Annotated in this window: 24 protein-coding genes and 1 riboswitch; of the genes, 14 read left to right on the top strand and 10 right to left on the bottom strand. The window is 71.8% G+C overall.

Annotated elements, in window-relative coordinates; all coding sequences use genetic code 11:
• Window positions 1–287: 287 nt before the first annotated feature.
• Both RMN57_RS25215 and RMN57_RS25220 read right to left on the bottom strand, forming a co-directional pair.
• Entirely contained in the window at window positions 288–755 is a 468-nt protein-coding gene (locus RMN57_RS25215; RefSeq protein WP_313765598.1) for a MarR family winged helix-turn-helix transcriptional regulator, read from the bottom strand.
• A gap of 123 nt (window positions 756–878) precedes the next feature.
• Complete coding sequence (locus RMN57_RS25220) at window positions 879–1,685, bottom strand: alpha/beta hydrolase (protein ID WP_313765599.1); 807 nt, start codon at window positions 1,683–1,685, stop codon at window positions 879–881.
• Window positions 1,686–1,805: 120 nt separating this feature from the next.
• On the opposite strand from RMN57_RS25220, the gene RMN57_RS25225 reads away from it, so the two are divergent.
• A complete protein-coding gene (locus RMN57_RS25225; protein ID WP_313765600.1) occupies window positions 1,806–2,786 on the top strand; it encodes an alpha/beta hydrolase in 981 nt (326 codons plus the stop codon).
• A gap of 115 nt (window positions 2,787–2,901) precedes the next feature.
• Here RMN57_RS25225 and RMN57_RS25230 read toward each other — a convergent pair whose 3' ends face one another.
• From RMN57_RS25230 to gcvT, 4 genes are all read right to left on the bottom strand, one after another.
• The gene (locus RMN57_RS25230; RefSeq protein WP_313765601.1) at window positions 2,902–4,269 is read right to left on the bottom strand and encodes an L-serine ammonia-lyase; all 1,368 of its coding nucleotides are present in this window, start codon (window positions 4,267–4,269) and stop codon (window positions 2,902–2,904) included.
• Between the two features lie 169 nt (window positions 4,270–4,438).
• The gene (glyA, locus tag RMN57_RS25235) at window positions 4,439–5,707 is read right to left on the bottom strand and encodes a serine hydroxymethyltransferase (RefSeq protein ID WP_313765602.1); all 1,269 of its coding nucleotides are present in this window, start codon (window positions 5,705–5,707) and stop codon (window positions 4,439–4,441) included.
• Window positions 5,708–5,793: 86 nt separating this feature from the next.
• A complete protein-coding gene (gene gcvH, locus RMN57_RS25240) occupies window positions 5,794–6,174 on the bottom strand; it encodes a glycine cleavage system protein GcvH (protein ID WP_238865125.1) in 381 nt (126 codons plus the stop codon).
• Window positions 6,175–6,252: 78 nt separating this feature from the next.
• A complete protein-coding gene (gcvT, locus tag RMN57_RS25245) occupies window positions 6,253–7,374 on the bottom strand; it encodes a glycine cleavage system aminomethyltransferase GcvT (RefSeq protein ID WP_313765603.1) in 1,122 nt (373 codons plus the stop codon).
• Between the two features lie 235 nt (window positions 7,375–7,609).
• Window positions 7,610–7,716: riboswitch (glycine riboswitch) on the bottom strand.
• 149 nt (window positions 7,717–7,865) lie between these two features.
• On the opposite strand from gcvT, the gene RMN57_RS25250 reads away from it, so the two are divergent.
• From RMN57_RS25250 to RMN57_RS25285, 8 genes are all read left to right on the top strand, one after another.
• Complete coding sequence (locus tag RMN57_RS25250; protein ID WP_313765604.1) at window positions 7,866–8,660, top strand: enhanced serine sensitivity protein SseB C-terminal domain-containing protein; 795 nt, start codon at window positions 7,866–7,868, stop codon at window positions 8,658–8,660.
• Window positions 8,661–8,824: 164 nt separating this feature from the next.
• Window positions 8,825–9,763, top strand: a complete 939-nt coding sequence (locus tag RMN57_RS25255) for an enhanced serine sensitivity protein SseB C-terminal domain-containing protein (protein WP_313765605.1) — start codon at window positions 8,825–8,827, stop codon at window positions 9,761–9,763.
• Window positions 9,764–10,238: 475 nt separating this feature from the next.
• Window positions 10,239–11,228, top strand: a complete 990-nt coding sequence (locus RMN57_RS25260) for an ABC transporter permease (RefSeq protein ID WP_238865386.1) — start codon at window positions 10,239–10,241, stop codon at window positions 11,226–11,228.
• A 56-nt stretch (window positions 11,229–11,284) separates the two neighbouring features.
• The gene (locus RMN57_RS25265; RefSeq protein ID WP_313765606.1) at window positions 11,285–13,057 is read left to right on the top strand and encodes an ABC transporter substrate-binding protein; all 1,773 of its coding nucleotides are present in this window, start codon (window positions 11,285–11,287) and stop codon (window positions 13,055–13,057) included.
• A gap of 99 nt (window positions 13,058–13,156) precedes the next feature.
• The gene (locus tag RMN57_RS25270; RefSeq protein ID WP_313765607.1) at window positions 13,157–14,167 is read left to right on the top strand and encodes an ABC transporter permease; all 1,011 of its coding nucleotides are present in this window, start codon (window positions 13,157–13,159) and stop codon (window positions 14,165–14,167) included.
• Entirely contained in the window at window positions 14,164–15,255 is a 1,092-nt protein-coding gene (locus RMN57_RS25275; protein WP_313765608.1) for an ABC transporter ATP-binding protein, read from the top strand. Before RMN57_RS25270 ends, RMN57_RS25275 begins: the two co-directional genes overlap by 4 nt.
• Before the next feature lie 46 nt (window positions 15,256–15,301).
• Window positions 15,302–16,351 carry a dipeptide ABC transporter ATP-binding protein gene (locus RMN57_RS25280; RefSeq protein ID WP_313765609.1) on the top strand — a complete coding sequence of 350 codons (1,050 nt, stop codon included), beginning with the start codon at window positions 15,302–15,304 and terminating at the stop codon, window positions 16,349–16,351.
• A 417-nt stretch (window positions 16,352–16,768) separates the two neighbouring features.
• A complete protein-coding gene (locus tag RMN57_RS25285) occupies window positions 16,769–17,428 on the top strand; it encodes a trimeric intracellular cation channel family protein (RefSeq protein WP_313765610.1) in 660 nt (219 codons plus the stop codon).
• On the opposite strand, the gene RMN57_RS25290 is transcribed toward RMN57_RS25285, so the two are convergent.
• Window positions 17,364–18,110: an IclR family transcriptional regulator gene (locus RMN57_RS25290; protein ID WP_313765611.1), complete on the bottom strand. Its 747-nt coding sequence runs from the start codon at window positions 18,108–18,110 to the stop codon at window positions 17,364–17,366. The genes RMN57_RS25285 and RMN57_RS25290 overlap by 65 nt on opposite strands.
• Before the next feature lie 256 nt (window positions 18,111–18,366).
• Between RMN57_RS25290 and RMN57_RS25295 the strand changes: the two genes are divergently transcribed.
• Together RMN57_RS25295 and mnmA are read left to right on the top strand one after the other, a co-directional pair.
• Complete coding sequence (locus RMN57_RS25295; RefSeq protein WP_313765612.1) at window positions 18,367–19,554, top strand: cysteine desulfurase family protein; 1,188 nt, start codon at window positions 18,367–18,369, stop codon at window positions 19,552–19,554.
• A 44-nt stretch (window positions 19,555–19,598) separates the two neighbouring features.
• Window positions 19,599–20,735, top strand: a complete 1,137-nt coding sequence (gene mnmA, locus RMN57_RS25300; protein WP_313765613.1) for a tRNA 2-thiouridine(34) synthase MnmA — start codon at window positions 19,599–19,601, stop codon at window positions 20,733–20,735.
• Here the strand turns inward: mnmA and RMN57_RS25305 are convergent.
• From RMN57_RS25305 to RMN57_RS25315, 3 genes are all read right to left on the bottom strand, one after another.
• Window positions 20,725–21,888, bottom strand: a complete 1,164-nt coding sequence (locus RMN57_RS25305; RefSeq protein ID WP_313765614.1) for a methyltransferase domain-containing protein — start codon at window positions 21,886–21,888, stop codon at window positions 20,725–20,727. The two genes, mnmA and RMN57_RS25305, sit on opposite strands and share 11 nt — an antisense overlap.
• Window positions 21,885–22,019: a hypothetical protein gene (locus RMN57_RS25310; RefSeq protein ID WP_313765615.1), complete on the bottom strand. Its 135-nt coding sequence runs from the start codon at window positions 22,017–22,019 to the stop codon at window positions 21,885–21,887. Before RMN57_RS25310 ends, RMN57_RS25305 begins: the two co-directional genes overlap by 4 nt.
• A 355-nt stretch (window positions 22,020–22,374) precedes the next feature.
• Complete coding sequence (locus RMN57_RS25315) at window positions 22,375–22,806, bottom strand: ATP-binding protein (protein ID WP_313765616.1); 432 nt, start codon at window positions 22,804–22,806, stop codon at window positions 22,375–22,377.
• Between the two features lie 208 nt (window positions 22,807–23,014).
• Here RMN57_RS25315 and RMN57_RS25320 point away from each other — a divergent pair, with 208 nt between their 5' ends.
• The 3 genes from RMN57_RS25320 (at window position 23,015) to RMN57_RS25330 (ending at window position 25,471) form a co-directional block, all read left to right on the top strand.
• The gene (locus tag RMN57_RS25320) at window positions 23,015–24,277 is read left to right on the top strand and encodes a helix-turn-helix transcriptional regulator (protein WP_313765617.1); all 1,263 of its coding nucleotides are present in this window, start codon (window positions 23,015–23,017) and stop codon (window positions 24,275–24,277) included.
• Window positions 24,274–24,786 (top strand): NUDIX hydrolase, encoded by a 513-nt coding sequence (locus tag RMN57_RS25325; RefSeq protein ID WP_313765618.1) that lies wholly within the window; start codon window positions 24,274–24,276, stop codon window positions 24,784–24,786. The genes RMN57_RS25320 and RMN57_RS25325 overlap by 4 nt, the downstream gene beginning before the upstream one ends.
• A gap of 133 nt (window positions 24,787–24,919) precedes the next feature.
• Window positions 24,920–25,471 (top strand): flavoprotein, encoded by a 552-nt coding sequence (locus RMN57_RS25330; protein ID WP_313765619.1) that lies wholly within the window; start codon window positions 24,920–24,922, stop codon window positions 25,469–25,471.
• Window positions 25,472–25,475: the final 4 nt, after the last annotated feature.

A 25,475-nucleotide genomic window follows, 5' to 3' on the forward strand; every position in this document is an offset into this window, starting at 1 on the left:
GGGGGTGCGTGCCGCGCGATGGGCGACGGCCGTGCCAGGTCGGGCCAGCCGTAGTCGGTGCGCCTGCGGCGGGGGCGCGAGGACGTCTCGCGGGCGCCCACCGTCGGGCTGCCTCGACTATCGCACGGATCTCAGCATGTGGGCAAACCGGGAAGCTTGGATTGCAAGGCTCGTAACCTTGTTCACCTTTGGAATTTGCATAGGCTAACGCCCGAACCTGAGATTATTCATGATCGATGTAAACTCGGCCGGCCAGCCGGTCGGGCTGCGGGATGGCGGACGCACTCTCAGGCGAGGCGGCCGCCGACGTTCCGGATCAGTTGGTGCAGCACTCTCACGGTGGTGGACCAGTCGGCGTCGTCGATGCCCCGGAGGATCCGTTCGCGGACGGCCGGGGCGTGTTCGACGAGGTCGGCGCGGGCGGCCTCGCCCGCCTCGGTGATCCACAGCCGACCCGCGTCGTCGCTCCTGAGCCAGCCGAGCTCCACCAGGGGCGCCGCCTCCGCTCCCGGCTCGACCCCGGGGCCGAGGTGGGCGCGCAGCGCCTTCCGGAGCTCGGGGACGGTAAGGCCACGGCCGTCGGGTGAGAGGTCCTGTGCCGACAGGAGGCGCAGCAGCCAGAACTGCGGTTCGGTGAAGCCGAGGTCGGCCCGCCGGGCCCGGATGAACGCCATGAGGGCCGCGTGGGCCGCTCCCGTCCAGTAGGCGGCGGACTGCGTTGCCGGCTCCGGGTCGGAGACCTGCTGGTTCGTCATCTGTTCCCCCTGGATGATCGCCTGCTGCATGGCACGTTAAGACGAGGGGCTCACTCGGAGTCAAGGACTTTACGGACGGTCACCAGGCGGGTACGGCGACCGCCACCCCTGGCGGGCGGTCGGTCAGAGGGTGGCGAGGAAGGCGCGGACGGCCTCGGCGAAGGCCCCGGGGGCGGTGGTGTACACGAGGTGGTCGGCGTCCAGCTCGACGGCCGTGGTGCCCGGGCGGCGCTCGACCATGGCGCGGACCTGCTCGGCCGGGATGACGCCCCTGGTCCCGTGGACCAGCAGGGCGGGGCAGTCGGTGGCCGTCCAGTCGGCCCAGTGGTCGCCGTGCACCGCGTCCTCGGACCGGTACATCTCCTGGGGGTGGAAGGGCAGCCGCCAGCTGCCGTCGGCGTTCTGCCGCAGGCGGTCGGCGAAGTAGGGCGCGGCCGGGCCGAGGCCGGCGACGAGCGCCTCGCGGGTGGGGGCGTCGTACGGGAGGTTCAGCAGGAAGCCGAACGGGTTCGAGCCGTCCAGGCCGAGCGCGGCCGGACCCTCGGCGTTGACGAGGGCGTCGACCCGCTCGGGGTGGCGGGCGGCGAACTGGTAGGCGTTGACGGCGCCGAGCGAGTGGCCGAGCAGGACGGTCCGGTCCAGGCCCAGGTGGTCCAGGAGGGTGGCCAGGTCGGCGAGGTAGCCCTCGCGGTCGTAGTCGGCGGTGCGGTCGGACTCGCCCTGGCCGCGCTGGTCCGGGGCGATGACCCGCCACTCGGGGCCGAGAGCCCGGGCGAGGTCGGCGAAGGTGGCGCCCTCGGAGAGGTGGCCGTGCAGCGCGACCAGCGGGCGGCCAGTGCCCCCGAAGTCCAGGTAGGAGAGCCGGCGGCCGTCGATCAGCAGCTCGGAGCGGACGGCGGTCGCGGTGGTCGGCTCGGCGGTGGTGTTCATGGTGGTTCCCCCTCGTGTGGTTGACGAGTAGAACCATAGCCCGGAGTTGTACGTTTGTGCAAGACATTCGTATGAGACATCTGTACTACCCCTGGCGTGGTGGCGGGCTAGCATGCGGCCGTGGGGATCACTGAGCAGGAGCTGTCGCCCGAGGGGCTCGCCGACGCCGAACTGGCCGCCTTCGTCGAGGCCGTCCGCCGTGACACCGGGCCGACGGCGCGGGAGTCGGGCGCGGAGGCGGTGCGCGCGGCCCAGCGGCTCCGGGTGCGGAGCCGCCCGGTGGGGCCCGAGGTCGCGGAGGTCCGGGAGGCGGCGGTGGGTCGGCGCGGGCTGCCCGTCCGCCTGTACCGGCCCGCGCCCCGCCCGCACGGGGTGGTGGTGTTCCTGCACGGGGGCATGTGGACCATCGGTGACCTGGACTCGCACGACCGGCTCTGCCGCCGGCTGGCCCTGGCCACCGGTGCGGTGGTGGTGGCCGTCGACTACCGCCGCGCGCCGGAGCACCCCGCGCCGGCCGCGGTCGACGACGCGGTGGACGCCGTCCGGTGGGCCGCCGCCGAGCAGGTCCGGGGCGGCGAGCCGCTGATCGTCATGGGCGACAGCGCCGGTGGCCACCTCGCCGCGTTGGCCTGCCTGCGGCTGCGGGACGAGGGCGGCCCGCTCCCGCAGGGCCAGGTGCTCGCCTACCCCAACACCGACCTGACCCTCTCCCACCCCAGCGTGCGGGAGAAGGGCACCGGCTGGGGGCTCTCCGCCGACGACCTGGCCTGGGGCGTCGAGGGGTGGGTGCCGGACCCGGCGCTGCGCGCCGACCCGGCGGTCAGCCCGCTGCGCGCCGCCGACCACACGGGGCTGCCGCCCGCGGTCGTGGTCACCGCCGAGCACGACCCGCTGCGCGACGAGGGCGACGCCTACGCCGCGGTGCTGGCGGCCGCCGGCGTGCCGGTCCGGCACCGCCGGGAGCCGGGCGTGGTGCACGGCTTCCTCACCATGGACACCCTCTCCCCGGCGGCCGCCGCCCTGGGGGACCGCCTGTTCGCCGACGTGGCCGAGCTGATCACCGGAGCCGGAGCCGGACCCGGACCCGGGGCCGGGGCGTAGACCGGCGCCCGGTGCGAGCGGCCGACCGCACGCCCGAGCCCCCGGGCGCGTGGGCGCTCCGGGGGCTCGGGTCGAGGGGTACGGGTGCGAGAACGGCCGGGTAAGGCCGCCGGCGTCAGCACTCGATGACGTTCACGGCGAGGCCGCCGCGCGAGGTCTCCTTGTACTTGATCTTCATGTCCGCACCGGTCTCCTTCATGGTCTTGATCGCCTTGTCGAGGGAGACGTGGTGCCGGCCGTCGCCGCGCAGCGCCATCCGGGCCGCGGTGACGGCCTTCACGGAGGCCATGCCGTTGCGCTCGATGCAGGGGATCTGGACCAGGCCGCCGACCGGGTCGCAGGTGAGGCCGAGGTTGTGCTCGATGCCGATCTCGGCGGCGTTCTCGACCTGCTCGGGGCTGCCGCCGAGGACCTCGGCGAGGCCGCCGGCCGCCATCGAGCAGGCGGAGCCCACCTCGCCCTGGCAGCCGACCTCGGCGCCGGAGATGGAGGCGTTCTCCTTGAAGAGCATGCCGATCGCACCGGCCGCGAGGAGGAAGCGGACGATGCCGTCCTCGTCGGCGCCCGGGATGAAGTTCAGGTAGTAGTGCAGAACGGCGGGGATGATGCCGGCCGCGCCGTTGGTGGGCGCGGTGACCACCCGGCGGCCGGAGGCGTTCTCCTCGTTGACCGCCATCGCGTAGAGGGTCACCCACTCCATCGCGTTGGCCGGGCCGATGCCCTCGGCGCGCAGCGCGCGGGCGCCCGTGGCGGCGCGGCGGCGGACCTTGAGGCCGCCGGGCAGGATGCCCTCGCGGGACATGCCGGCGCGGACGCACTCCTGCATCACGCGCCAGATCTCCAGCAGGCCGGCCCGGATCTCCTCCTCGGTGCGCCAGGCCTTCTCGTTCTCCAGCATCAGGCCGGAGATGGACAGGCCGGTCTCCCTGGTGAGGCGCAGCAGCTCCTCGCCGGTGCGGAAGGGGTAGCGGAGCGCCGTGTCGTCGGGCTTGACCCGCTCGGCGCCGATGGCGTCCTCGTCGACCACGAAACCGCCGCCGACCGAGTAGTAGGTCTTCTCCAGCAGGGTGGAGCCGTCGGTGGCGAAGGCCCACAGGGTCATGCCGTTGGCGTGGTACGGGAGCGAGCGGCGCCGGTGCAGGATCAGCTGGGTGTCGGGGTCGAAGTCGATGGCGTGGCTGCCGAGCAGGTGGATCCGCTTCTCGGCGGTGATCCGCTCGACGTCCAGGTCGGCCTGGTCGACGTCGACGGTGCGCGGGGAGTTGTTCTCCAGGCCCAGCAGCACCGCCTTGGGGGTGCCGTGGCCGTGGCCGGTGGCGCCGAGCGAGCCGAACAGCTCGGCGCGCACGCCCGCCACGTCCGTCAGCAGGCCCTCCGACTTCAGGCGGCGGGCGAACATCCGGGCGGCGCGCATCGGGCCGACGGTGTGGGAGCTCGACGGGCCGATGCCGATGGAGAAGAGGTCGAAGACGCTGATGGCCACGGAGGACGTCCTTGTCTGGTCTCGTGGAAGGACAGGCAGGCGGGGGGCTGGCGGGCAGGGGACCGACACGGGACGGGGCACCGCGCGCACTGTCCAGTGTGCGCGGTGCCCCGGAAACTGCGGGTGGCGCGGCGGGGTGAGGCCGGTCACCTGGGCCCGAACGGTCGGGTCAGAGGTTCGGGTACAGCGGGTACTTCTCGGCGAGGGCGGTGACCCGGGCCTTCAGCGCGGCGGCGACGGTCTCGTCGAAGGCCGGCTTCAGGGCCTCGGCGATGATGTCGGCGACCTCGCGGAAGTCCTCCGCCTGGAAGCCGCGGGTGGCCAGCGCCGGGGTGCCGATCCGCAGGCCGGAGGTGACCATCGGCGGGCGCGGGTCGTTCGGGATGGCGTTGCGGTTGACCGTGATGCCGACCTCGTGCAGGCGGTCCTCGGCCTGCTGGCCGTCGAGCTGGCTGTTGCGCAGGTCGACCAGGACCAGGTGCACGTCGGTGCCGCCGGAGAGCACGGAGGCACCGGCCTCGGCGACGTCCGCCCGGAGCAGGCGCTCGGCGAGGATGCGGGCACCGTCCAGGGTGCGCTGCTGGCGCTCCTTGAACTCCTCCGAGGCCGCGACCTTGAAGGCGACCGCCTTGCCGGCGATCACGTGCTCCAGCGGACCGCCCTGCTGGCCGGGGAAGACCGCGGAGTTGATCTTCTTGGCCCACTCGGCCTTGGAGAGGATGACGCCGCCGCGCGGGCCGCCCAGGGTCTTGTGGGTGGTGGTGGTGACCACGTCCGCGAACGGCACCGGGTTGGGGTGCAGGCCCGCGGCGACCAGGCCGGCGAAGTGCGCCATGTCGACCATCAGCAGGGCGCCGACCTCGTCCGCGATGCGGCGGAACTCGGCGAAGTCCAGCTGGCGCGGGTAGGCGGACCAGCCGGCGATGATCAGCTTCGGCTGGTGCTCCTTGGCGAGGCGCTCGACCTCGGCCATGTCGACCTGGCCGGACTTCTCGTCCACGTGGTACGCGGCCACGTTGTAGAGCTTGCCGGAGAAGTTGATCTTCATGCCGTGGGTCAGGTGGCCGCCGTGGGCCAGGCTCAGGCCCAGGATGGTGTCGCCCGGCTGGATCAGGGCGAACATGGCGGCGGCGTTGGCCTGCGCGCCGGAGTGCGGCTGGACGTTGGCGTGCTCGGCGCCGAACAGGGCCTTGATCCGGTCGATCGCGATCTGCTCGACGACGTCGACGTGCTCGCAGCCGCCGTAGTAGCGGCGGCCGGGGTAGCCCTCGGCGTACTTGTTGGTCAGCACCGAACCCTGGGCCTCCATGACCGCCACCGGGGCGAAGTTCTCGGAGGCGATCATTTCCAGGGTGGTCTGCTGGCGGTGCAGCTCGGCGTCGACCGCGGCGGCGATCTCCGGGTCGAGGGCGTGCAGGGACTGGTTGAGAACCGTCATGGTGTGGTCTTCCCGGGAGGAGGGAGTACGGGAGGGCGGGGCCGGCGCCGGGGCGGCCGCGGTGCGGCGGCCGCCCCGGCGGGGGCTCAGGCCTGCGGGTTGGTCAGCGCGTCGTACTCGGCGGCGCTCAGCAGCTCGTCGGTGGCCTCGACGCGCACCTTGAACAGCCAGCCGCCCTCGAACGGGGCGCTGTTGACCAGCGAGTTGTCGTCCAGGACGTCCTGGTTGACCTCGGTGACCTCACCGGTGACCGGGGAGTACAGGTCGCTGACCGACTTGGTCGACTCCAGCTCGCCACAGGTCTCACCGGCGGTCACGGTGTCGCCGACCTCGGGCAGCTGCACGTAGACGATGTCACCGAGCGCGTCGGCCGCGTGGGCGGTGATGCCGACCGTGGAGACACCGTCCTCGGCGGCGGTCAGCCACTCGTGCTCCTTGGTGTACTGCAGGTGCTGGGGGTTGCTCATGGCGTCATTCTCCAGGATGGGAAGCGGGTACGACGAAGCGGCCCGTCGGCCGGACACGCCTCGGGAAGGGGGAAGGGGTCAGCGGGCGCGCTTGTAGAACGGCAGCGCCACGACCTGGACCGGCTCGTGCTTGCCGCGCACGTCCACCGCGACGGTGGTGCCGGGGGCGGCGTGCGCCGCGTCCACGTACGCGATCGCGATCGGCTTGCCCAGCGTGGGGGAGGGGGCGCCGGAGGTGATCCGGCCGATCGGCTCGCCCTCGGTGGAGACCACGGTGTACTCGGCGCGCGGCACCCGCTTGCCCTCGGAGACCAGGCCGACCAGCACCCGCGGCGGGTTGGCCTCGGCCTCGGCGGCGGCCTTCTCCAGCGCCTTCCGGCCGACGAACGCGCCGTCGTTGGTGGTCTTGTCGAAGCGGACCACCCGGCCGAGGCCGGCGTCGAACGGGGTCAGCTCGGTGGAGAGCTCGTGCCCGTACAGCGGCATGCCGGCCTCCAGGCGCAGCGTGTCGCGGCAGGACAGGCCGCAGGGGACGAGGCCGCGCTCGGCGCCGGCCTCGGTCAGGGCGTTCCAGACCTGCTCGGCGTCGCCCGGGTTGCAGAAGATCTCGAAGCCGTCCTCGCCGGTGTAGCCGGTGCGGGCGAGCAGCACGTCGCGGCCGGCCACCTGGGCCGGGAGGATGGCGTAGTACTTGAGGCCGGGCAGGTCGGCCTCGGTGGTGGCGGCCAGGATGCCGGTGGCCTCCGGGCCCTGGACGGCGATCAGCGCGTAGGTGTCGCGGTCGTCGGTGACGACGGCGTCGTAGCCCTTGGCGCGGGCGATCAGCTCGTCGAGCACCAGCTGGGCGTTGGAGGCGTTGGCGACGACCAGGAAGGCGTCCTCGCGCAGGCGGTAGACGATCAGGTCGTCCAGGATGCCGCCGTCCTCGGCGCAGATCATGGTGTAGCGGGCGCGGAGCACGCCGAGCGCGGAGACGAAGCCGACCAGCGCGTGGTCCAGCATCTCGCCGGCCTGCGGGCCGGTGACGGTGATCTCGCCCATGTGGGAGAGGTCGAACAGACCGGCCTTGGTGCGGACGGCGAGGTGCTCCTCGCGCTCGCTGCCGTAACGCAGCGGCATGTCCCAGCCGGCGAAGTCGGTCATGGTGGCGCCGAGACGGCGGTGCAGCGCGTCGAGCGCGGTGAGGCGGAGGGACGACATGGCCTGGAACTCCTCGGTCTGGGCACTCAGGGGTGCGCACGCCGGACCGGCCCCCGCTCGGGGAGGGACCTGGCCTGCGCGCGGGCATGCGGCGGCTGGGTCTCCCCATCTGTCGTCGAACCTGAGAGCTTCACCGCAACACGGGCCCGCAGCTGTTTCCAGCTAACAGGACAGCATGGCGGCTTGCACCGTGGGTGGGCGCGCGACATGGCCGTGCGCCGCTTTCCAGATCTGCCTAACCCGTGCGGTAGGGGGGCCTGAGAGATTCCGGGGAGGACTTGCTCCTTCGGCGCCGGCTGTGCCGCCCGTCGGGGGCACTCCGGACTCTCCCGCGCGGGTTCGAGCGGCCGGTATGGAGTTTGGGAGCGGCCGCCGCGGGAACGCGTGGCCGCGCACATCATGGCACGTCCGGCGCCCGGGCGGGAGAGGGGCCCCGGTCGGCCCGCTAGGCTGCACGCGTCGACGAGCCAGTGAGGCGGTACTAGGGGCACATGGGGTACCCGGTGGAGCAGCAGCAGGGGTGGGGCGGCCCGGAGTCGGCGCCGCCGGGCGGCGGGTGGCCCGCCAACGAGCTGGAGCAGGTGCTCACCGCCGCGCTCGGCGATCCGGGCGCGACCCCGCGGGTGATCGAGGTGCTGGCCCGCAGCCAGGTGTGGATCCCGCTGCCGGCCGGGGCCGACCCGCAGGGCCAGGCACTGGACCTGCCGACCATCGAGCTGGCCGGTGACCCGTACGTGCCGGTCTTCTCCTCGCAGGAGGTGTTCCTGCAGCAGGCCCCGGGGATGCCCTTCGCGATCGCGCCGGTCTGGGAGTTCGCCCGCGGACTGCCGCTGGGCGTGGGCATCGCGGTGAACCCGGAGGCGGCGGTCGGCATCCCGGTGCCGCCGCAGGGCGTGGCCGAGCTGCGGCGCGGGCCCCGTGACGACCGCTGGGAGGCCCCGGACGCGCCGACCGGCGGGCGGGTGGCGCTGCGCGAGCCGGTGCCCGGCGAGGACCCGGAGGCCTTCCTGGCCGCCTGCCGCTCGGAGCTCTCGGCGCTGCCGGGCGTGCTGACCGCCCGGCGGGCGCTGGCCAGTGTCGAGGGCGAGCCCACCGTGATGTTCGTCGGCGTCCAGCTGGACCCGGCGGCCCCGGCCGACCCGGCCGCGGTGAACGGGGCGCTGGGCCGGGCCCTGGGAACCGCGCCGCTGCCGGGCGGCGTCCACCTCGTGCTGCTCGACCTCGCGGAGGACCCCGTGGTCGAGTGGTTGCTCAACCGGGTCCAGCCGTTCTACACACGGATGTGACGCACCCCTCCCCGCCCGCGGTCGGGCGGCCCGCGCAAGGGTCGGAGGGGCCAGGCAGGCACGTCGGCATGGCGGTGGTCGGTGGCGCCCCATAGGGTGCGTGCAGACACTCCGCCGCGGCCGGCGGCCAGGTGAGGGAAGAAGAGGCGCAGCGAGGTGGGCGCATGAGTGCGGGAGCGGTAGCGGGCGGTGCACCGGGGCCCTGGGGCCAGGCACCCGCCGGGCGCCCCGGCGCGGATCCGAGGGCCCTGGAGCACGCCCTGCGCGAGGTCGCGCCGGAACGCTGGGAGGCGTACGAGGCGCTGCTGCAGGCGCTGGCCGACGGCCAGGTCTGGATGCTGCTCTGGCACGGGACGCCGGGGAGCCCGGACGCCCAGTACGGGAACATGGAGATCAGCGGCCACGGCTACGCGCCGGCGGTCACCTCGCCCGAGCAGCTCGCGGCCTCCGGCTGGACGCGGGCGCACGAAGTGATCTCCGGGCGCGAGATCGCCGCCTCGCTCTACCGGACCCGCTGGGGCCTCTGGCTGAATCCGCACGCCCCGGGCGGCGGCGTCGGGGTGCCCTGGGCGGACCTGCGGCGGATCGCGGCCGGACTGGACCGGCTGCCGGCCGGGCCGCTGAAGCTGAGTGAGCCCCAGGTGCCGGCGCAGCAGTTCTTCGCGCTGCTGGAGCGGCAGGCGGTCGAGGTGCGAGCGGTCCGCTCGCTCCGCCGGGCCTGGGTGCAGCCCTCGGTGGGGGAGCCCTACCTGGCCATCGGGCTGGACCTGTACGAGAGTTCGCCGCCGACCGTGGAGGCCGTCCGGGCGCTGATGCAGCGGGCGATCGCGGTCGCGCCGGAGGGGCTGGCCGTCTCCACGGTGGCGATGGGGGACGAGTACGACCCGGTGGCGCTCTGGATGCGCGCCAACGCACGGCCGTTCTACGACCGCGAGGCGGGCGGCCAGGGCCGGCCGGCGACCGGGCCGTACCCGCCGGTGCCCCCGCCGCCGTACCCCTCGCAGGCCGGTCCGGGCTACGCCTACGGGACGCAGCCGCCCGCGCAGGGCTGGCAGGGGCAGCCGCCGCCGCAGCAGCCGTGGCCCGGCTACCCCGGGCGCTGATCCGCAAAACCCGCCGACGAAGGCCGGTCTGACGTGATGTCAGACCGGCCTTCGCGCATATCCGGACGATTTCCGGGAAAGTCCTGGCAGGCATCTTGACATGCCTGGTACAGCTGTGTGAAGAGGGATATGCCGGTGATTCGGGAGGTGCATCTCGACAGATCACAGTTGGGCATCTGTCGGTTGGCAGGGCTGGCGCAAGCCAGTTCGGATGGCAGAGAGTTCTGCAACAACGCACCGCGCGTGGTTGGCGCCTCACAAAGGCGAACGCGCAGGCGGACAGCTTGATCCACGCGATGCCCATCCCGCGTGGCGGCAGTACCCGCGCACGCAGCACCGCACGACGTACCGCCGAGATCCACCGCACCCGTACCTCCGCATGTCCGTACCTCCGCACGTCCGCACCAGCCGTACCGCCGATCCGGCGACCGGCACCCGTGGGCCGGCCACCGTCGGCGAGGGGACCGAACTGACCATGACCGCACTCACCAAGACCGCCGGGAACGAGCCGGAGGCAGACGCCGCCGCCAGCCCGGCCAAGAAGATCGAGGGCCGCTCGCTCGGCCAGATCGCCTGGACCCGCTTCAAGCGGGACAAGGCCGCCGTCGCCGGCGGCGTCGTGGTGATCCTGCTGATCCTGCTCGCCGTGCTGGCCAAGCCGATCGAGTCGGTCTTCGGCCTGGACCCCGACGCGCTCAACCAGGACCTGCTGGACGCCAACCTCGGCGGCCTGCCGATGGGCGACTGGGGCGGCATGAGCGCCGACCACCCGCTGGGCATCGACCCGCTGCAGGGCCGCGACCTGCTCTCCCGCATCATCGAGGGCTCCTGGGTCTCCCTGCTGGTCGCCTTCGGCGCGACCCTGCTCTCCAACACCATCGGCACCGTGCTCGGCGTGATGGCCGGTTACTACGGCGGCTGGGTGGACACCCTGATCAGCCGGGTGATGGACGTGTTCCTCGCCTTCCCGCTGCTGCTCTTCGCCATCGCGATCTCCGCCTCGCTCCAGGGCGGCGCGTTCGGCCTGCACGGCCTCCCGCTGCACATCATGGTGCTGATCTTCGTGATCGGCTTCTTCAACTGGCCCTACATGGGCCGGATCGTGCGCGGCCAGACCCTCTCGCTGCGCGAGCGCGAGTTCGTCTACGCCGCCCGCAGCCTGGGCGCCCGCGGGCCGTTCATCCTGTTCAAGGAGCTGCTGCCGAACCTGGTCGGTCCGATCCTGGTCTACTCGACCCTGCTGATCCCGACCAACATCCTCTTCGAGGCGGGGCTCAGCTTCCTCGGTGTCGGCATCCAGGCCCCGCAGGCCTCCTGGGGCGGGATGCTCAACGACGCGATCAAGTACTACCAGGTGGACCCCCAGTACATGGTGGTCCCCGGTCTGGCGATCTTCCTCACCGTGCTCGCCTTCAACCTGCTCGGCGACGGGCTGCGTGACGCCCTCGATCCCAAGAGCAACTGACCAAGCGTCAGGACCCTTCGTTTCGCCTCCACTTCCTCAAGGGGTTGATCTCACCCATGCGTAGGTCCCGTACCGTCGCGCTGACCGCCGCGGCCGCTGCCGCGGTCCTGGTCGTCACCGGCTGCTCCTCCAGCTCGAAGAGCGGCGACAGCTCCTCCTCCGCGTCCGGCAGCAGTGCCGGCGCCGGTGCCGACGCGGCCACCAAGGGCATCGTCAACGCCTCCGACAAGAAGGGCGGCACCGTCACCTTCGAGATGCGCGGTACGCCGGACTCCCTCGACCCCGGCAACACGTACTACGCGTACATCTACAACTTCTCCCGCCTGTACGCCCGTCCGCTGACCACCTTCCAGCCGGCCGCCGGCGAGGAGGGCAACAAGCTGGTCCCGGACCTCGCCGAGTCCCTGGGCAAGCCCAGCGCGGACGGCCTGTCCTGGACGTACAAGCTGCGCGCGGGCCTGAAGTACGACGACGGCACCCCGATCACCTCCAAGGACGTCAAGTACGCCGTGGAGCGCTCCAACTTCGCGCCGGACGTGAACTCCAACGGCCCGACGTACTTCAAGGAGCTGCTGGTCGACAACGAGACCCCGTACGAGGGTCCGTACAAGGACAAGACCGGCGACCTGAAGTCGATCGAGACGCCGGACGACCTGACCATCGTCTTCCACCTGAAGCACGCCTTCGCGGACTTCGACTACCTGGTGAGCGCCCCGCAGACCGCGCCCGTCCCGCAGGCCAAGGACACCGGCGCCGACTACGTCAAGCACGTGGTCTCCTCGGGCACCTACAAGTTCGAGAGCTACGAGGACGGCAAGCAGGCCGTCCTGGTGCCGAACACCAACTGGGACAAGGGCAGCGACCCGATCCGCAAGCAGCTCGCGGACAAGCTCGTGCTCAAGATGAACATCGACCAGGCCACCGTCGACAAGGACCTGCTGGCGGGCAACGCCCAGGTGGACCTCGTCGGTGCCGGTGTCGACCCGCAGACCCAGGCGCAGATCCTGCGCGACCCGAAGCTCAAGGCCAAGACCGACAACGCCTACGGCGGCCGCCTGGTCTACACCGCGATCAACACCAAGGTCGCGCCGTTCGACAACCTCGACTGCCGCAAGGCCGTCCAGTACGCGATCGACAAGGTGTCGGTGCAGACCGCGCTCGGCGGCCCGATCCGCGGCTCGGTCGCCAACACGGTGCTCCCGCCGGACATCCCGGGCCACCAGGACTTCAACCTCTACGAGTCCAAGGACAACAAGGGCGACGAGGCCAAGGCCAAGGAGGCCCTCAAGGCCTGTGGCAAGCCCGACGGCTTCAGCACCGTCCTGACCGCCCGCACCGAGCGCGCCACCGAGGTCGCCGCGGCGACCTCGATCCAGGCCGCGCTGAAGAAGGTCGGCATCAACGCCGAGATCCAGCAGTTCCCGCAGGGCAAGTACCTCACCGACAGCGCCGGTGCCCCGCAGTTCACCCAGGACCACAACATCGGTCTGATGATGATGCAGTGGGGTGCCGACTGGCCGACCGGCTACGGCTTCCTGCAGCAGATCGTCGACGGCCGCGCGATCAAGGCCTCCGGCAACAGCAACCTCGCCCAGCTGAACGACCCCGAGGTCAACAAGCTGCTCGACGAGGCCGCGGTCAACCCGGACCGGGCGGCCCGCGAGAAGATCTACGCCCAGATCGACAAGAAGGTCATGGAGCAGGCCGTCTACGTCCCGCTGACCGACTTCAAGGTCTTCCTGTACCGCCCGGACAGCGCCACCAACCTCGCTTCGACGCCGGCCTTCTCGGGTGAGTACGACTACCTGAACATCGGCACCACCAAGTAAGAGCCTGGCTCCGCAATCCCTGAAGGCAGGTGAAGGCAGCGGCGCCCGCCGCCGTCCGGAGGATCCCGGACGGCGGCGGGCCGCCGGAGCCGCCCAACTGTGTTTGCCTACATCATCCGCAGGATCCTCGCGGCCGCGGTGCTGCTGCTGGTGGTCAGCGCGGTCACCTTCGCGATCTTCTTCCTGCTCCCGCGCCTGGCCGGTGAGACGACCGACCAGCTGGCCGCGCAGTACATCGGGAAGAACCCCTCGCCCGACGCGATCGCCGCGGTCAAGAAGAACCTCGGTTTCGACCAGCCGCTGTACGCCCAGTACTGGCACTTCCTGAAGTCCCTGGTCAGCGGCGCAGAGTACAAGTTCGGCCCGGAACCGGCCACCTGCCACGTGCCGTGCTTCGGCTACTCGTTCAAGAACCACCTGGAGGTGTGGCCGGAGCTGACCAAGCGCGTCCCGGTCACCATCTCCCTCGCCATCGGCGCGGCGGTGCTCTGGCTGCTCTCCGGCGTCACCACCGGTGTCATCTCGGCGCTCAAGCCGAAGTCGATCTTCGACCGGCTCTCCATGGGCGTCGCGCTGGCCGGCGTCTCGCTGCCGGTCTTCTTCACCGGCGCGCTGCTGCTCACGCTCTTCAGCTACGAGTGGCCGATCCTGGACAACCTGCAGTACGTCAACTTCACCGACGACCCGCTGATGTGGGCCCGCAACCTGATCCTCCCGTGGATCTCGCTGGCCTTCCTCTACTCCGCGCTCTACGCCCGGCTCACCCGGGCCGGAATGCTGGAGACGATGAGCGAGGACTACATCCGCACCGCCCGGGCCAAGGGCCTGATCGAGCGCAAGGTGGTCGTCAGGCACGGGCTGCGCTCCGCGCTCACCCCGATCGTCACCATCTTCGGCATGGACCTCGGTCTGCTGCTCGGCGGGGCGATGATCACCGAGCAGGTCTTCTCGCTCCAGGGCGTCGGCTTCTTCGCGGTCTCCGCGATCACCGACAACGACCTGCCGAAGATCCTCGGCGTGACGCTGCTCGCCGCCTTCTTCATCGTCCTCTGCAACCTCGTGGTTGACCTCCTGTACGCCGCTGTCGACCCCCGGGTGAGGCTGTCGTGACCGAGCTCCAGAAGACCCCGGCGGACGCCGCGCAGGCCCCGGCCGGCGCGGCGCAGGCCCCGACCGGCGACGCGTTCCTCTCCGTCCGGGACCTGCGGATCCACTTCGACACCGACGACGGCCTGGTCCGCTCGGTCGACGGCGTCAGCTTCGACCTGCACAAGGGCCGAACCCTCGGCATCGTCGGCGAGTCCGGCTCCGGCAAGTCCGTGACCTCGCTCGGCATCATGGGCCTGCACCGCTCCAAGCGGGCCCGGATCAGCGGCGAGATCCACCTGGACGGCGAGGAGCTGATCGCGGCCGGCCCCGACCGGGTCCGCCAGCTGCGCGGCCGCTCGATGGCGATGATCTTCCAGGACCCGCTGACCGCGATGCACCCCTACTACACGGTCGGGGCGCAGATCGTCGAGGCCTACCGGGTGCACCACCCCGAGGCGAGCAAGAAGCAGGCCCGGGCCCGCGCGATCGAGATGCTCGACCGGGTCGGCATCCCGCAGCCCGACCGCCGGGTGGACGACTACCCGCACCAGTTCTCCGGCGGCATGCGCCAGCGCGCCATGATCGCCATGGCCCTGGTCAACGACCCCTCCCTGCTGATCGCCGACGAGCCCACCACCGCCCTGGACGTCACCGTCCAGGCGCAGATCCTGGACCTCATCCGCGACCTCCAGCAGGAGTTCGGCTCGGCCGTCATCATCATCACCCACGACCTCGGGGTGGTCGCCGAACTCGCCGACGACATCCTGGTCATGTACGGCGGCAAGTGCATCGAGCGCGGCCCCGCCGACACCCTCTTCGACGCGCCCGAGCACCCCTACACCTGGGGCCTGCTGGGCTCGATGCCGCGGCTCGACCGCGAGCTCCAGGACCGGCTCGTCCCGGTCAAGGGCACCCCGCCCAGCCTGATCAACGTGCCGTCCGGCTGCGCGTTCCACCCGCGCTGCCCGTACGCGGAGCTGACCGGCGGGCGCTCGACCACCGAGGTCCCGGTCCTGACCGAGGCCGCCCCCGGGCACCACGCGGCCTGCCACCTCAAGGCCGCCGACCGGCACCGCATCTTCACCGAAGAGATCGCGCCCCGGCTGTGAACCCGGCTGTGACCCCGGATTCGTACCACCATTCTGGAGAGAACCGATGACGGACACCCAGGCGGCCGTGATCCCCACGCCCGCGCCCGCCTCCGACCGTGAGCCCCTGCTCCGGGTCAGCGGTCTGACGCGGCACTTCCCGATCCGCGGCGGGCTGCTGCGGCGCCAGACCGGTGCGGTGCGGGCCGTCGACGGCATCGACTTCACGGTCAACGCGGGGGAGACCCTGGGCGTCGTCGGCGAGTCCGGCTGCGGCAAGTCGACCATGGGCCGGCTGGTCACCCGCCTCGACGAGCCGACCGGCGGGAAGATCGAGTTCGACGGCCGCGACATCAGCCACCTGGGCGTCGGCGCGATGCGGCCGCTGCGCCGCGACCTCCAGATGATCTTCCAGGACCCGTACTCCTCGCTGAACCCCCGGCACACCGTCGGCACCATCGTCGGCGCGCCGTTCAAGCTGCAGAAGGCGGAGCCGGCCGGCGGGGTCAAGAAGGCCGTCCAGGAGCTGCTGGAGCTCTGCGGGCTCAGCCCCGAGCACTACAACCGCTACCCGCACGAGTTCTCCGGCGGCCAGCGCCAGCGCATCGGCATCGCCCGGGCGCTCGCCCTGCGGCCGAAGATGATCATCGCGGACGAGCCGGTCTCCGCGCTCGACGTCTCCATCCAGGCGCAGGTCGTCAACCTGCTGGACGACCTCCAGCAGGAGCTCGGCCTCACCTACCTGATCATCGCGCACGACCTCTCGGTGGTCCGGCACGTCTCGGACCGGGTGGCGGTGATGTACCTCGGCAAGGTCGTCGAGATCGCCGACCGGGACTCGCTCTACGCGAGCCCGATGCACCCGTACACCAACGCGCTGATGTCCGCGGTGCCGGTGCCCGACCCTCGCCGCCGGCACAGCGGCGGGCGTGAGCGCATCCTGCTCAAGGGCGACGTGCCCTCGCCGATCAACCCGCCCTCCGGCTGCCGGTTCCGCACGCGGTGCTGGAAGGCGCAGGAGATCTGCGCCACCCAGGAGCCGCCGCTCGCGGCGCGGAAGACGGGGCACCAGGTGGCGTGCCACTTCCCCGAGCTCGGCGAGGGGAACGAAGAGTAGAGCCCCGAGCTCGGCGAGGGCGGCGAGGAGAAGACGCTCGCCTCGGCGTGAGGCCCGCCCGACGAGGAAGCCACCGGCCGGGGACCGTGACACTGCGGCACCGGGCGCTGGTCCCGGTGCCGACGGTCGTCGCTCCGATGCCCTCCTCCGTCGGGTCTCCTCGCTCCTCCCTCTCGGCACCGGCGCGCCCTCCTGCCGCGGGGACCGTGACACTGCGGCACCGGGCGCTGGTCCCGGTGCCGACGGTCGTCGCTCCGATGCCCTCCTCCGTCGGGTCTCCTCGCTCCTCCCTCTCGGCACCGGCGCGCCCTCCTGCCGCGGGGACCGTGCACCGACACGGCCCCCGCGGCGGCCCGCTGTTGAGGGCTACCGGGGCCCGGTGCAGTACAAGCCGGACAAGCGGTACATAGTTGTGCGGTGAGCTCGCAGATCTTCCCGTCCGATGTCCAGCAGTCCCTCGACCTGGTCGGCATCTTCGTCTTCGCCCTCTCCGGGGGCCTCCTCGCCGTCCGCAAGAACATGGACATCTTCGGGATCTGTGTGCTCGCCGAGGTCACCGCGCTGGGCGGCGGCGTGATGCGCGACCTCGTGATCGGGGCCACCCCGGTGGCGGCCTTCACCAACCTCGGGTACTTCCTCACCCCGCTGGTGGCCGGCCTGGTGGTCTTCTTCCTGCACCCCGAGGTCGAGCGGATCAACCGCGCCGTGCAGACCCTGGACGCGCTCGGCCTCGGCCTGTTCTGCGTCACCGGGACGGCCAAGGCGCACGACTACGGCCTCGGTGCCGTGGCCGCGATCGCGCTCGGCATGGTGACCGCGGCCGGCGGCGGCGTGATGCGCGACGTCCTGGCCGGCGAGATCCCCTCGCTGCTCCGCTGGGACCGGGAGATCTACGCCGTGCCCGCCCTGGTCGGCTCGGCCCTGGTGGTGGTGCTGATCGGCCTCGACCGGCTGACCGCCGCCACCGGTACGGCCGCCGCGCTGACCGCGTTCGTGCTGCGGATGCTCGCCCTCAAGTACGGCTGGCGCGCTCCGCGGGCGTGGCACCGCAACGGTTCTCGCACCAGCGAGGAGTAGGCGAGCCACCGTACGCGAGGGAGATCGCCTCGGCGGTGCAGAGCAGTTCGGGCAGCATCCGGAACAGCTCGACCGGCGCCACCCGGTCGGTCGGGGCGCTCACCGCGCAGGCGGCGATCGGCCGCCCGGCGCTGCCGGCCACCGGGGCGGCCACGCAGGCCACCGCCTCCCGGTGCTCGGCCGACTCCGCCGCCCAGCCCTGGCGGCGGACCCTGGCCAGATCGGCGGGCAGTTCGTCCTCGGGCAGTCCGGCCAGCAGTACCCGGCCGATCGCGGTGCCGGACGCGGGGGCCCGGCGTCCGATCCGGGACGGCCGGGCGGTGGAGCCGGGCCCGGACCGGCGGCCGGCCAGCTCGTCCAGGTAGAGCACCTCGCCGTCCTGCAGCACCGCGAGCTGGACGGTCAGGCCGGAGCGCCGGTTGAGCGCGGACAGGTAGGGCGCGGCGATCTGCCGGACGTCGGTCTCCTCCAGCGCCCGGTGGGCGAGCGACAGGAGCCGGCCGCCGAGCCGGTAGCGCCGGTCGGACTGACGGTGGACGAAGCCGTGCTCCTCCAGCGTGCGGAGCAGGCGCAGGGCGGTGGACTTGTGGACGCCGATGCCGGTGGCGGCCTGTTCGAGGGTCACCGGGCCGTCGCCGAGGGAGCCGAGCAGGGTGAGGGCGCGGTCGACCGACTGCGGCATTCCGTTCCCCCTCTGCTCTCGCTGCTCCCGGCCGTGGCACGAGCGGCCGCCAGGCTAACCGCCGGCCCCGACGGTGGCGCAAACCGCCCCCGGACGCCGGCGTCCGCCCAACGGAGCGGCGCCGGTGGGGTGTCGGGGAGGCGGGCGGTGTACGCGTGGGGCGCGGGTGGCGAAGGTGACGGCAGGTTCGTTCGCGCGGCCCCGGACGCGGCGCCGTCCCGAGCGCGGTCCGGCGGCCCTCTACAATCGGATGGTTATGCCATACCTGGACCATGCGGCGACCACGCCGATGCTGCCCGAGGCGATCGCCGCGATGACGGCGCACCTGGGGGTCGTCGGCAACGCCTCCTCCCTGCACGCGGCCGGCCGCCGGGCCCGCCGCGTGGTCGAGGAGGCCCGTGAGTCGCTGGCGGAGTCGCTGGGCGCCCGCCCCAGCGAGATCGTCCTCACCGGCGGCGGCACCGAGTCCGACAACCTGGCCGTGAAGGGCCTGTACTGGGCCCGGCGGGCCGCCGATCCGACCCGGACCAGGGTGCTCAGCAGCCCGGTCGAGCACCACGCGGTGCTGGACGCGGTGCACTGGCTCTCCGAGCACGAGGGCGCGACGGTCGAGTACCTGCCGGTCGACGGCCTCGGCCGGGTCCACCCGACGGCGCTGCGCGAGGCGATCGAGCGCGACCCGGCGTCGGTCGCGCTGGTCACCGTGATGTGGGCCAACAACGAGGTCGGCACCGTCCAGCCGGTCGTCGAACTGGCCGCCGTAGCCGCCGAGTTCGGCATCCCGATGCACGCCGACGCGGTTCAGGCGCTCGGTCAGGTGCCGGTCTCCTTCGCCGATTCGGGGCTCACCGCGCTCACCGTCACCGGTCACAAGATCGGCGGCCCGTTCGGCATCGGCGCGCTGCTGCTGTCGCGCGGCGCCGCGCCCGTTCCGCTGCTGCACGGCGGCGGCCAGGAGCGCGACGTCCGCTCCGGCACGCTGGACGCCCCGGCGTCCGCCGGCTTCGCGGCCGCGGCGGCGCTGGCCGTCGAGCGGCGGGCGGAGCACGCGGCGGTGCTCGGCGGGCTGCGGGACGAACTGGTCGCCGCGGTGCTGGCCGCCGTCCCGGACGCGGTGCTCAACGGCGACCCGGCGGCCGAGGGGCGGCTGCCCGCCAACGCGCACTTCTCCTTCCCCGGCTGCGAGGGCGACGCGCTGCTGATGCTGCTCGACGCCCAGGGCATCGAGTGCTCCACCGGCTCGGCCTGCTCGGCCGGGGTGCCGCAGCCCAGCCACGTCCTGCTGGCGATGGGCGTCGACCCGGTGCTGGCCCGCGCCTCGCTGCGCTTCTCGCTCGGCCACACCTCCACCCGCGAGGACGTGGAGGCGCTCGCCGCGGCGATCGCCCCGGCCGTCCAGCGGGCCCGCAACGCCGGTCTGGCGGCGGCCGCGCGCGCCCGGTAATCCCGGCGGGGCGGCCGCGCCGAGCACGTACTCTTGGAGGCATCATGACTGACTTCCCCGGTGCCCCGACCGCCCCGTCCACAGGCCGCCTGCGCGTGCTGGCCGCGATGTCCGGCGGGGTGGACTCCGCCGTCGCCGCCGCCCGCGCGGTCGAAGCCGGGCACGAGGTCACCGGCGTGCACCTGGCGCTGTCGGCCAACCCGCAGTCCTTCCGCACCGGCGCCCGCGGTTGCTGCACCATCGAGGACTCCCGCGACGCCCGTCGGGCCGCCGACGTGATCGGCATCCCGTTCTACGTCTGGGACCTCGCGGAGCGGTTCCGCGAGGACGTCATCGACGACTTCGTCGCCGAGTACGCGGCCGGCCGCACGCCCAACCCGTGCCTGCGCTGCAACGAGAAGATCAAGTTCGCGGCCCTGCTGGACAAGGCGATCGCGCTCGGCTTCGACGCCGTCTGCACCGGCCACTACGCCCGGATCGTCGACCTGCCCTCCGGGGAGCGGCAGCTGCACCGTGCCGCGGACGCCGCCAAGGACCAGTCCTACGTGCTCGGGGTGCTCGACGCCGACCAGCTGGCCCACTCGCTCTTCCCGCTCGGCGACACCACCAAGGACGTCATCCGCGAGGAGGCCGAGCGCCGGGGCCTGGCCGTCGCGAAGAAGCCGGACAGCCACGACATCTGCTTCATCGCGGACGGCGACACCCAGGGCTTCCTGGCCAAGCACCTCGGCTCCGCGACCGGCGACATCCTCGACGTGGACGGCACCAAGCTCGGTGAGCACGACGGCGCGTACGGCTTCACCATCGGCCAGCGCAAGGGCCTGCGGATCGGCCGCCCGGCGGCCGACGGCAAGCCGCGGTACGTGCTCGACATCTCGCCGGTGAACAACACCGTCACGGTCGGACCGGTCGAGGGGCTGGACGTGACGGCGCTGACCGCCATCCGCCCGCGCTGGTGCGGCACCGAGCCGCTGGCCGACGGCCGCTACACGGCGCAGCTGCGCGCCCACGGCGGCGAGGTGCCGGTCGAGGCCTCGGTCGTCGACGGCGAACTGCACGTCCGGCTGGACACCCCGGTCCGCGGCATCGCCGCCGGCCAGGCCGTGGTCCTGTACGACGGCACCCGCGTGGTCGGCTCCGCCACCATCGCGACGACCGAGCGCCCCGCGGTCAACGCCTGACGGCTCCGGCCACCTGTGCGGGGTGGTCCAGCCAGGTCCACTGCCGTCTGCCGGTGACGGTCAGGCCGAACCGTGCGGGGCCCGGCCTGCCGTGCTCCTCCCACCAGCGGTGGGCGGTCTCGACCTCGTCCCAGAGTCGGCGCGGGCCGTGCTGCCAGACGGTGAATCCGGGGTCGTCCCGGTCGACGGCCGCCCAGGAGCGGGCGTCCGTCGTCGCGACCCAGAGCCGCTCCTCGTCGTCCTCCCAGGCGGTCCACACGTCGCCGAGGCGCAGTCCGACGGCGAAACGGGCCTCCCAGTGGTCGCCGGTGATCTTCGACGGTGGCAGCGCCGTCCTGGACTCGTCGGGGACGTGGTCGTCCCGGACCACATCGCGGAAGATCCGCAGGTCCTGCCGCTGGCTGCGCATGAGCATGAACGCCGAGTGCGGGCTGAACCGGCCCTGGGCTCGGTCCTGGTCGACGGTGAGGCGGAGCAGGCCCCAGCAGATCATCGGGTTGTCCCATGGGGTGAGGATGACGCCTCCGGGCCTGGTCTGGTCGATCCAGGGCCAGGGCACGCGGCGGACCGAGCAGGTGGAGATGATGCGGTCGTACGGCTGCCGGTGGCCCCAGCCGAGGGAGCCGTCCCCGCAGAGGACGTCCACATCCAGGCCTGCCGCGTTCAGCGACGCCCAGGCCCGCCGTGCGACCTCGGGGTCGATCTCGACCGAGGCGACGCTCCCGGTGCCGAGGCGGTGGGCGAGGAGTGCGGCGTTCCAGCCCGTACCGGTGCCGATCTCCAGCACCTTCATGCCGGGCCGGACATCGAGGTCGTGGAGCATCCGGACGACGATCGAGGGAGCCGAGGCGGAGGAGGACGGCCAGGCATCGGCCGGGTCGTCCGATACCTGGCCGTCATTGACCTGGGTGACGATCGGCAGGTCCGAGTAGGCCGCGTCGAACCACCGCTCGTGATCGGCTTCGAGGTCGCACGGCTCATAGCCGCCGTGGCCGTCCTCCAGCCAGATCCGCTCGGGGAGGAAGCGATGGCGCGGGACAGCCGTGATCGCTTCCTTCCACTCGTTGGGAACCGGGCCGCCGAGTGCTTCGCCGACGGCCCGGAGCAGGCCGCGGGTGGCGGCCTGCTCCGGTCGATGCGCGGGGTTCGTCACTTCTTGCCGTCTTCCTTCTTGTGCTTGGGCTCGGGCGCCGGCCGCGCGCCGTCGGGGGACGGCTTGCTCGTGCCGGGGTCCTTCTTGCCCCCGTGCTTGCCGCCGCTCTTCTTGTCGGTTCCCCAGGTCATGCATCCTCCGGGTTCTTCGTTGCTGGTTGTCGGGTGGTGGTGTGACGCGCCGCTACCGGTCCGGCGGCCGGGGCGTGGGCGGCCTGGACGGCTTGGGGCGGGCCGGTTTCGGTTCGGATTTGGGCATGAAGGTGCTCCTTGTTGGAGGGGACGTGCGTGGTGATCCCGCCCGCGCCGCCGACCCGGCGGCGCGGGCGGGGGCTTCAGTGGGTGCGGTTGATCAGCACCAGGGCCGCGACGACAAGGTGGAGTCCGGCCGCCGCGGACACTCCGTAAGCAGCCCAGACCTGAACGGGCTCGGGGACGGAGGGCGGCGGATCGTCGGAGCCGGGACGGCCGTCCGGCGGCTTCACGCTCACCGGGAAGCCGGCGCGGAGGCCGTGAGGTCGGCGTGAATGACCTTCCCGAGGGGAAGCGGAGTGACGCCCCAGCGGCCGTCCGTGAGTTTGTGGACCATCGCCAGGCCTCGGCCGGAGGTGTGGCCGGGCCCGGTCTCGACCATCACGGGCATCGAACGGGAGCCGTCGCCGACGAGGATGCGGACGACCCGGTCGCTCGGCCGCCGCACGCCGACGAGCATGCGGGTCAAGCACCCTGTCTTCACGGCGTTGGTGGCCAGCTCACTGACGATCACGGTGGCGTCGTCCATCAAGTCGTCCAGACTCCACTCCCTGAACTTCGCCGTGACGAAGCGACGCGCAGCGGCGACGGACTCGGGCCGGTACGGCAGGCGGACGGTTGCCGGTGCAAGGAATCGAGCGACAGGCCGGTCGGCGTCGGTGGCCACTGAGGCTTCCCCGGGGTCGTTGACAGCGCTGGTCTGCAACCTGGTGAGTGGAGACATGAAGGTTCGCTCCCGTTGAGGATCAGGGTGGCGACGCTCATTCAACGGCCGCGGTACTGCCGCAGGAGACTCCGACCCAGTGACTCCGAAACGGAGTCAGTTCCAGCACCATGGGCCTACGATCGACACAACCTGTAAGGGGAGCCAAACTGTGGGTGTTCAACCGGGCTTACGCGAGGTGGCCGCCGGACTGCTCCAGGACGAGCGTCTGCTGCGCGCGTGTGCGGCCCGCGACATGGGTGCCGTGTTCCGGCTCCTCAATGCGCGAGGGCTCAGCACCCGGCGAATTGCCGCCGCCGTCGAGATCGGCCAGGGACGGCTCTACGACTACATGAACGGCAAGACCAGAGTCGAGAAACTGGCGCTGTTCGAGCAGATCGCCGATGCCTTCCACATTCCGGGGGAGTTGCTGGGCCTCGCCCGTAGGCCGTGGGAGCCCGACGCCACTCCTGAACCCCCGACCTCTGCGCAAGCTTTGTCAGAGGCTGACGGCGACGACCTGGTCACCGTGGATGCCTTTCGTCGGGCAGATCGGCAGGCGGGAGGTGGGCGCCTGTACTCGGCCGTGGTTCACCACCTCTCTGGCAAGGTGGCGCCGCGCCTGGTCGATGTTGCAAGCAGCCCGCAGGTGTTCGCTGCCGCCGCTGCGCTCACTGAGACGGCCGGCTGGATGGCTCATGACTCCGGCCGTGACGACTTGGCCGCCCGACACTTCGCTCGCGCGCTCCCTCTCGCCCGTGCCGCCGGCGATCTGCCACTTGCGGCGCACGTAGCAGCCAGCACCAGCCACCTCTCCCTCCAAGCCGGTGATCCGGTGAAGGCGGCGCACTGGGCTGCTGTCGGTATCGAACTGGCTCGTCGGGGGCCGCGCTTGCCGGGCCTCATGGCTCGGTTGAACACCATGCTGGCACGGGCGATGGCGTCCTCCCGGCAGTATGGTCCGGCAGTGCAGGCACTCGACCGTGCCCATGCCGCACTTGCGGTCGGAGCCGACGATGAGAATCCGTGGCTGAGCCCGTTCGACGACGCCACCCTCGCCGGTGAGTCCGCCTTGGCACTCCGCGACCTGGGCCAATCCGAGCAAGCCCTTCGACACGGCGAGCAGGCTGTGGCCCTGCGGGAGGAAGGCCGCACCCGCTCACTCACGCTCAGCCGCATTGCCCTCGCGCGTATCCATGTCGACTGCGGTGACCTGGACGCCGCAGTCGGTGTCGGAACCGAGCTGCTGAACACCAGCCCGACCCTCGGCTCGGTTCGGGTTGTCCACCAACTGGACGAGCTCGGTCAACTCTTCCGGCAGTACCGCGAGTACAGTCCGGTGCGTGACTACCTGGCACGATTCGATGAGGCGTGCAAGGCTCGCATGCTCTTGCTCGCCGACATCGTCTCGTCGTCTCGGGGAGGCTCAAGGTGAGGCCCGCGCCCACTGACACCGACGCCTGGAACGCCTACCTCGCCGAGGGCAATGCCCGGCAGGCCCGCAAGCGCGTCGCAGCGGACGTGATCCTGCGTGACCAGGCTGGTCGCGTCCTGACCGTCAACCCAACCTACAAGGAGGGTTGGGACCTCCCGGGTGGCATGGCGGAGGCCAACGAGCCGCCGGACGAGGCCGCAGTACGCGAACTGCGTGAAGAGCTGGGCCTGGAGATCACCATCCATCGCCTGCTTGTCGTGGACTGGGTGGCGCCGCACGGGCCGTGGGACGACCAGATCGCGTTCATCTTCGACGCGGGCATCCTCGGGCCGGACCTGGCAGCCGGGGTGCGCCCATACGACGACGAGTTGTCCGAGGCAGTGTTCCTTCCCTCGGCTGAGGTGGCCGATCGCCTGCAAGCCCGCCAACGGAACCGGCTGAACGCCGCCGTCCGGGCGATCGCAGACGGCAGCATCCGGTATCTACGTGACGGGGTGGAGGCGTGGTGAAGGGAACGCTTGGCCGGGGCGCACGCGGAATGTCCACCGGAGCCCGGTGGCTGCCCCGCCGGGCGGGTCGTGCGAACGCCGCTCGACCCGCCCGGTTCGATGGCCGTTCTGCCAGGAGTTGGGATGTCGAGGTTTGATCGAGCACCGTGACGCGTTCCTTTATGTCGTCGTCTGCGCTTCGGGTGTTGCCGACGGCGTGGGCGAGCTGATCGCAGCCGCCCACGCCGAGGGTTGGAAGGTCGGCGTGATCGCCACCCCCAGTGCCCTCGACTTCGTGGACCAGAAGACCATCGAGGCCCAGACCGGCTACCCGATCCGCTCGGCTTGGCGGACGCCGAGCACCCTGCAGCCGCTGCCCCCGGCCGACGCCATCGCGGTCGCCCCTGCCACGTTCAACACCATCAACAAGTGGGCCGCCGGGATCTCTGACACGCTCGCGCTCGGCATCCTCTGCGAGGCATACGGACTGGGCATTCCGGTGGCCGTCCAGCCCTACGTGAACTCCGCCCAGGCCGCTCACCCGGCGTACGGGGAGAGCTTGGCGCGCCTCCGGTCGATGGGTGTCCTGATCGGCGACTACGTGCCCCACAAGCCCAAGTCAGGTGGAGGGCGTGAAAGGTACAGCTGGACCAACGTCCTGGACCTGCTTCGCCCGCCGAGGCGCTCGATCACACCTGGGTCGTAGTCGC

Origin of the sequence: Kitasatospora sp. CM 4170, assembly GCF_032110285.1 — a bacterium.
Classification (GTDB): Bacteria; Actinomycetota; Actinomycetes; order Streptomycetales; family Streptomycetaceae; genus Kitasatospora; species Kitasatospora aburaviensis.

What these genes read in the sequence shown, in the direction of transcription:
- RMN57_RS25215 (WP_313765598.1), bottom strand. Translation starts at nt 755, where the DNA reads ATGACGAACCAGCAGGTCTCCGACCCGGAGCCGGCAACGCAGTCCGCC.
- RMN57_RS25220 (WP_313765599.1), bottom strand. Translation starts at nt 1,685, where the DNA reads ATGAACACCACCGCCGAGCCGACCACCGCGACCGCCGTCCGCTCCGAG.
- glyA (WP_313765602.1), bottom strand. Translation starts at nt 5,707, where the DNA reads ATGACGGTTCTCAACCAGTCCCTGCACGCCCTCGACCCGGAGATCGCC.
- gcvH (WP_238865125.1), bottom strand. Translation starts at nt 6,174, where the DNA reads ATGAGCAACCCCCAGCACCTGCAGTACACCAAGGAGCACGAGTGGCTG.
- gcvT (WP_313765603.1), bottom strand. Translation starts at nt 7,374, where the DNA reads ATGTCGTCCCTCCGCCTCACCGCGCTCGACGCGCTGCACCGCCGTCTC.
- RMN57_RS25250 (WP_313765604.1), top strand. Translation starts at nt 7,866, where the DNA reads ATGGGGTACCCGGTGGAGCAGCAGCAGGGGTGGGGCGGCCCGGAGTCG.
- RMN57_RS25255 (WP_313765605.1), top strand. Translation starts at nt 8,825, where the DNA reads ATGAGTGCGGGAGCGGTAGCGGGCGGTGCACCGGGGCCCTGGGGCCAG.
- RMN57_RS25260 (WP_238865386.1), top strand. Translation starts at nt 10,239, where the DNA reads ATGACCGCACTCACCAAGACCGCCGGGAACGAGCCGGAGGCAGACGCC.
- RMN57_RS25265 (WP_313765606.1), top strand. Translation starts at nt 11,285, where the DNA reads ATGCGTAGGTCCCGTACCGTCGCGCTGACCGCCGCGGCCGCTGCCGCG.
- RMN57_RS25280 (WP_313765609.1), top strand. Translation starts at nt 15,302, where the DNA reads ATGACGGACACCCAGGCGGCCGTGATCCCCACGCCCGCGCCCGCCTCC.
- RMN57_RS25290 (WP_313765611.1), bottom strand. Translation starts at nt 18,110, where the DNA reads ATGCCGCAGTCGGTCGACCGCGCCCTCACCCTGCTCGGCTCCCTCGGC.
- RMN57_RS25295 (WP_313765612.1), top strand. Translation starts at nt 18,367, where the DNA reads ATGCCATACCTGGACCATGCGGCGACCACGCCGATGCTGCCCGAGGCG.
- mnmA (WP_313765613.1), top strand. Translation starts at nt 19,599, where the DNA reads ATGACTGACTTCCCCGGTGCCCCGACCGCCCCGTCCACAGGCCGCCTG.
- RMN57_RS25310 (WP_313765615.1), bottom strand. Translation starts at nt 22,019, where the DNA reads ATGACCTGGGGAACCGACAAGAAGAGCGGCGGCAAGCACGGGGGCAAG.